Source organism: Vibrio sp. HI00D65, assembly GCF_001635455.1.
In the GTDB taxonomy this organism is placed as follows: Bacteria; Pseudomonadota; Gammaproteobacteria; order Enterobacterales; family Vibrionaceae; genus Vibrio.
The window spans coordinates 1-6,910 of the sequence record NZ_LWEH01000288.1; the positions used below are offsets into that span (position 1 = coordinate 1).

Sequence of the window (6,910 nt, forward strand, 5' to 3'; positions counted from 1 at the left end):
ATCACTTCGTAATGAAGTAACCATTTTTAAAAGCACTATTAAAAATGCACTTAAAGATGGTATCCCGTAGGGGAGTCGAACCCCTGTTACCGCCGTGAAAGGGCGGTGTCCTAGGCCTCTAGACGAACGGGACACTGCTAATTTGTCTCCACTTTAAAAAGTAGAAACAAACTTCGAAGAACTTGGGAGTTCTTCATCTCTTTACTTTCTAAACCGTATCAATCTGTGTGGACACTTATCGTGAATATCTTCGTATAAGGAGGTGATCCAGCCCCAGGTTCCCCTAGGGCTACCTTGTTACGACTTCACCCCAGTCATGAACCACAAAGTGGTGAGCGTCCTCCCGAAGGTTAAACTACCCACTTCTTTTGCAGCCCACTCCCATGGTGTGACGGGCGGTGTGTACAAGGCCCGGGAACGTATTCACCGTAGCATTCTGATCTACGATTACTAGCGATTCCGACTTCATGGAGTCGAGTTGCAGACTCCAATCCGGACTACGACGCACTTTTTGGGATTCGCTCACTCTCGCAAGTTCGCCGCCCTCTGTATGCGCCATTGTAGCACGTGTGTAGCCCTACTCGTAAGGGCCATGATGACTTGACGTCGTCCCCACCTTCCTCCGGTTTATCACCGGCAGTCTCCCTGGAGTTCCCGACATTACTCGCTGGCAAACAAGGATAAGGGTTGCGCTCGTTGCGGGACTTAACCCAACATTTCACAACACGAGCTGACGACAGCCATGCAGCACCTGTCTCAGAGCTCCCGAAGGCACACCTGCGTCTCCGCTGGCTTCTCTGGATGTCAAGAGTAGGTAAGGTTCTTCGCGTTGCATCGAATTAAACCACATGCTCCACCGCTTGTGCGGGCCCCCGTCAATTCATTTGAGTTTTAATCTTGCGACCGTACTCCCCAGGCGGTCTACTTAACGCGTTAGCTCCGAAAGCCACGGCTCAAGGCCACAACCTCCAAGTAGACATCGTTTACGGCGTGGACTACCAGGGTATCTAATCCTGTTTGCTCCCCACGCTTTCGCATCTGAGTGTCAGTATCTGTCCAGGGGGCCGCCTTCGCCACTGGTATTCCTTCAGATCTCTACGCATTTCACCGCTACACCTGAAATTCTACCCCCCTCTACAGTACTCTAGTTCATCAGTTTCAAATGCAGTTCCGAGGTTGAGCCCCGGGCTTTCACATCTGACTTAATGAACCACCTGCATGCGCTTTACGCCCAGTAATTCCGATTAACGCTCGCACCCTCCGTATTACCGCGGCTGCTGGCACGGAGTTAGCCGGTGCTTCTTCTGTTGCTAACGTCAAGAGATGCCGCTATTAACGACACCCCCTTCCTCACAAATGAAAGTACTTTACAACCCGAAGGCCTTCTTCATACACGCGGCATGGCTGCATCAGGCTTTCGCCCATTGTGCAATATTCCCCACTGCTGCCTCCCGTAGGAGTCTGGACCGTGTCTCAGTTCCAGTGTGGCTGATCATCCTCTCAGACCAGCTAGGGATCGTCGCCTTGGTGAGCCATTACCTCACCAACTAGCTAATCCCACCTAGGCATATCTTGACGCGAGAGGCCCGAAGGTCCCCCTCTTTGGCCCGTAGGCATTATGCGGTATTAGCCATCGTTTCCAATGGTTATCCCCCACATCAAGGCAATTTCCTAGGCATTACTCACCCGTCCGCCGCTCGACGCCGTTATCGTTCCCCGAAGGTTCAGATAACTCGTTTCCGCTCGACTTGCATGTGTTAGGCCTGCCGCCAGCGTTCAATCTGAGCCATGATCAAACTCTTCAATTTAAGATTTTGGTGACTCAATGAATACTGACTTCAAAACTACAAAAAGTAATTTTAAAGCTATTACCATTCCAACAGAATGATAATGAATTGACTGTGCCGATAATAAATTATCGATTGGTCACTCAGTTCATTGAAATCAATGTGATTCCTAAGAATCAATTTTGATATTCATCAACGAGTGCCCACACAGATTGATAGGTTTAAATTGTTAAAGAGCTTTGCTATCAACGCTTTAGCGTCAAAGCGGATGCGTATAATACGCGACTGACTGTTGAAGTCAACATAAAACTCTAAGTTTATTTAGAACTTTATGGTGACTTGCTTAATTACTAAGCAAAGTCGAAATTAAAGCCTGGCGATGTCCTACTCTCACATGGGGAAGCCCCACACTACCATCGGCGCTATTGTGTTTCACTTCTGAGTTCGGCATGGAATCAGGTGGGTCCACAATGCTATGGTCGCCAAGCAAATTTTGCTTTTACTTTCAGCTTTTTTAAAAACTGAGGCAAAATAATCTGGAAAGCTTATTAAAAGTCTTGTCTCTTCAAACTCATTCAAGCGTTTGTATTTTTGAGTCCATCAAAACCCCTTGGGTGTTGTATGGTTAAGCCTCACGGGCAATTAGTACAGGTTAGCTCAACGCCTCACAGCGCTTACACACCCTGCCTATCAACGTTCTAGTCTTGAACAACCCTTTAGGACGCTTAAAGCGCCAGGGAAAACTCATCTCAGGGCTCGCTTCCCGCTTAGATGCTTTCAGCGGTTATCGATTCCGAACTTAGCTACCGGGCAATGCCATTGGCATGACAACCCGAACACCAGAGGTTCGTCCACTCCGGTCCTCTCGTACTAGGAGCAGCCCCCTTCAATTTTCCAACGCCCACGGCAGATAGGGACCGAACTGTCTCACGACGTTCTAAACCCAGCTCGCGTACCACTTTAAATGGCGAACAGCCATACCCTTGGGACCGACTTCAGCCCCAGGATGTGATGAGCCGACATCGAGGTGCCAAACACCGCCGTCGATATGAACTCTTGGGCGGTATCAGCCTGTTATCCCCGGAGTACCTTTTATCCGTTGAGCGATGGCCCTTCCATTCAGAACCACCGGATCACTATGACCTGCTTTCGCACCTGCTCGAATTGTCATTCTCGCAGTCAAGCGGGCTTATGCCATTGCACTAACCTCACGATGTCCAACCGTGATTAGCCCACCTTCGTGCTCCTCCGTTACTCTTTGGGAGGAGACCGCCCCAGTCAAACTACCCACCAGGCACTGTCCGTAACCCCGATTCAGGGGCCAACGTTAGAACATCAACACTACAAGGGTGGTATTTCAAGGACGACTCCACCACATCTGGCGACGCGGTTTCAAAGTCTCCCACCTATCCTACACATGTAGGGTCAATGTTCAGTGCCAAGCTGTAGTAAAGGTTCACGGGGTCTTTCCGTCTAGCCGCGGGTACACTGCATCTTCACAGCGATTTCAATTTCACTGAGTCTCGGGTGGAGACAGCGTGGCCATCATTACGCCATTCGTGCAGGTCGGAACTTACCCGACAAGGAATTTCGCTACCTTAGGACCGTTATAGTTACGGCCGCCGTTTACCGGGGCTTCGATCAAGAGCTTCGACCGAAGTCTAACCCCATCAATTAACCTTCCGGCACCGGGCAGGCGTCACACCGTATACGTCATCTTACGATTTTGCACAGTGCTGTGTTTTTAATAAACAGTTGCAGCCACCTGGTATCTGCGACTCTCGTCTGCTCCATCCGCAAGGGACTTCACTGATAAGAGCGTACCTTCTCCCGAAGTTACGGTACCATTTTGCCTAGTTCCTTCACCCGAGTTCTCTCAAGCGCCTTGGTATTCTCTACCCGACCACCTGTGTCGGTTTGGGGTACGATTCCTTACAATCTGAAGCTTAGAGGCTTTTCCTGGAAGCATGGCATCAATGACTTCACTACCGTAGTAGCTCGACATCGTATCTCAGCGTTATGAAGAACCGGATTTACCTAATTCTTCCGCCTACGTACTTGAACCTGGACAACCGTCGCCAGGCCCACCTAGCCTTCTCCGTCCCCCCATCGCAATTGTAAGAAGTACGGGAATATTAACCCGTTTCCCATCGACTACGCCTTTCGGCCTCGCCTTAGGGGTCGACTTACCCTGCCCCGATTAACGTTGGACAGGAACCCTTGGTCTTCCGGCGAGGGAGTTTTTCACTCCCTTTATCGTTACTCATGTCAGCATTCGCACTTCTGATACCTCCAGCAGCCCTTACAGACCACCTTCAACGGCTTACAGAACGCTCCCCTACCCCACGCACATAAGTACGTAGCCGCAGCTTCGGTGTATAGCTTAGCCCCGTTACATCTTCCGCGCAGGCCGACTCGACCAGTGAGCTATTACGCTTTCTTTAAATGATGGCTGCTTCTAAGCCAACATCCTGGCTGTCTGAGCCTTCCCACATCGTTTCCCACTTAGCTATACTTTGGGNCCTTAGCTGGCGGTCTGGGTTGTTTCCCTCTCCACGACGGACGTTAGCACCCGCCGTGTGTCTCCCGGATAGTACTTACTGGTATTCGGAGTTTGCAAAGGGTTGGTAAGTCGGGATGACCCCCTAGCCTTAACAGTGCTCTACCCCCAGTAGTATTCGTCCGAGGCGCTACCTAAATAGCTTTCGGGGAGAACCAGCTATCTCCAGGTTTGATTGGCCTTTCACCCCTAGCCACAAGTCATCCGCTAATTTTTCAACATTAGTCGGTTCGGTCCTCCAGTTGATGTTACTCAACCTTCAACCTGCCCATGGCTAGATCACCTGGTTTCGGGTCTAATCCTAGCAACTGTACGCCCAGTTAAGACTCGGTTTCCCTACGGCTCCCCTAAACGGTTAACCTTGCTACTAAAATTAAGTCGCTGACCCATTATACAAAAGGTACGCAGTCACACCACGAAGGTGCTCCTACTGCTTGTACGTACACGGTTTCAGGTTCTATTTCACTCCCCTCACAGGGGTTCTTTTCGCCTTTCCCTCACGGTACTGGTTCACTATCGGTCAGTCAGTAGTATTTAGCCTTGGAGGATGGTCCCCCCATATTCAGACAGGATATCACGTGTCCCGCCCTACTCGTTTTCACTGATGATGAGATGTCGACTACGGGGCTATCACCCTTTATTGCGGCACTTTCCAGAGCCTTCGTCTGTCTCATTAAAAGCTTAAGGGCTAATCCAATTTCGCTCGCCGCTACTTTCGGAATCTCGGTTGATTTCTCTTCCTCGGGGTACTTAGATGTTTCAGTTCCCCCGGTTTGCCTCTTGTTGCTATGTATTCACAACAAGATACTTACTTATGTAAGTGGGTTTCCCCATTCGGAAATCCCAGACTCAAATGACTTTTACTGTCTAATCTGGGCTTATCGCAAGTTAATACGTCCTTCATCGCCTCTGACTGCCAAGGCATCCACCGTGTACGCTTAGTCACTTAACCATACAACCCGAAAGGGTCTTAGTGTATGACTGTTTGCTTTCACTTTTCAAAGTGAAGACAAAATAGCAACCAAGGTTTTTGGTTGTAATAAGAAGGGTTAGTTCTTATTACGTGTTTGCCGGACTCAATTTTGAATACAAGACACTTGAATGTGTTTGTGTTGTGTTTATCCAAAGGATAAACATTGAGAACTTTTAATTTGATTAACTCTTAGAGTTAATCAGTCAGCTTTCCAAATTGTTAAAGAGCTTGCTTTCGTTAGCAATAAAGCTTTCGAAACCATTTTTAAACACACTCGTAAGAATGCTTAAAGATGGTGGGCGATACCGGGCTCGAACCAGTGACCCCCTGCTTGTAAGGCAGGTGCTCTCCCAACTGAGCTAATCGCCCATAAAGTTTTAATTCCTTATGGAAGGAATGGTGGAGCTATGCGGGATCGAACCGCAGACCTCCTGCGTGCAAGGCAGGCGCTCTCCCAGCTGAGCTATAGCCCCACATTTTATTTCCTTGGGAGGAAATGGTGGGCGATACCGGGCTCGAACCAGTGACCCCCTGCTTGTAAGGCAGGTGCTCTCCCAACTGAGCTAATCGCCCACTAAAAGTTTTAATTCCTTCGTGGAGAAAGAATGGTGGGTCGTGCAGGATTCGAACCTGCGACCAATTGATTAAAAGTCAACTGCTCTACCAACTGAGCTAACGACCCAATGGTATCCCGTAGGGGAGTCGAACCCCTGTTACCGCCGTGAAAGGGCGGTGTCCTAGGCCTCTAGACGAACGGGACACTGGATTGAAGAACTTGGGAGTTCTTCGTCTCTTTACTTTCTAAACCGTATCAATCTGTGTGGACACTTATCGTGAATATCTTCGTATAAGGAGGTGATCCAGCCCCAGGTTCCCCTAGGGCTACCTTGTTACGACTTCACCCCAGTCATGAACCACAAAGTGGTGAGCGTCCTCCCCGAAAGGTTAAACTACCCACTTCTTTTGCAGCCCACTCCCATGGTGTGACGGGCGGTGTGTACAAGGCCCGGGAACGTATTCACCGTAGCATTCTGATCTACGATTACTAGCGATTCCGACTTCATGGAGTCGAGTTGCAGACTCCAATCCGGACTACGACGCACTTTTTGGGATTCGCTCACTCTCGCAAGTTCGCTGCCCTCTGTATGCGCCATTGTAGCACGTGTGTAGCCCTACTCGTAAGGGCCATGATGACTTGACGTCGTCCCCACCTTCCTCCGGTTTATCACCGGCAGTCTCCCTGGAGTTCCCGACATTACTCGCTGGCAAACAAGGATAAGGGTTGCGCTCGTTGCGGGACTTAACCCAACATTTCACAACACGAGCTGACGACAGCCATGCAGCACCTGTCTCAGAGCTCCCGAAGGCACGCCTGCGTCTCCGCTGGCTTCTCTGGATGTCAAGAGTAGGTAAGGTTCTTCGCGTTGCATCGAATTAAACCACATGCTCCACCGCTTGTGCGGGCCCCCGTCAATTCATTTGAGTTTTAATCTTGCGACCGTACTCCCCAGGCGGTCTACTTAACGCGTTAGCTCCGAAAGCCACGGCTCAAGGCCACAACCTCCAAGTAGACATCGTTTACGGCGTGGA

6 tRNA genes and 4 rRNA genes are annotated in these 6,910 nt (G+C 49.8%); all 10 read right to left on the reverse strand.

From position 1 onward, the window contains the following. Positions 1 to 57 precede the first annotated feature (57 nt). Positions 58 to 133, reverse strand: a tRNA-Glu gene (locus tag A3712_RS18850). A gap of 122 nt (positions 134 to 255) precedes the next feature. After that, positions 256 to 1,808, reverse strand: a 16S ribosomal RNA gene (locus tag A3712_RS18855). A 350-nt stretch (positions 1,809 to 2,158) separates the two neighbouring features. Continuing rightward, positions 2,159 to 2,274, reverse strand: a 5S ribosomal RNA gene (rrf, locus tag A3712_RS18860). A 134-nt stretch (positions 2,275 to 2,408) separates the two neighbouring features. After that, positions 2,409 to 5,299: ribosomal RNA gene (locus tag A3712_RS18865) — 23S ribosomal RNA — on the reverse strand. Positions 5,300 to 5,613: 314 nt separating this feature from the next. Continuing rightward, positions 5,614 to 5,689 (reverse strand) — tRNA-Val (locus A3712_RS18870). Between the two features lie 28 nt (positions 5,690 to 5,717). Then, positions 5,718 to 5,793: transfer RNA gene (locus tag A3712_RS18875), tRNA-Ala, on the reverse strand. 24 nt (positions 5,794 to 5,817) lie between these two features. Continuing rightward, positions 5,818 to 5,893, reverse strand: a tRNA-Val gene (locus A3712_RS18880). Positions 5,894 to 5,926: 33 nt separating this feature from the next. Next, positions 5,927 to 6,002 (reverse strand) — tRNA-Lys (locus A3712_RS18885). A 2-nt stretch (positions 6,003 to 6,004) separates the two neighbouring features. After that, positions 6,005 to 6,080: transfer RNA gene (locus A3712_RS18890), tRNA-Glu, on the reverse strand. Positions 6,081 to 6,168: 88 nt separating this feature from the next. Further along, positions 6,169 to 6,910 (reverse strand): 16S ribosomal RNA (locus A3712_RS18895); the annotation flags it as partial.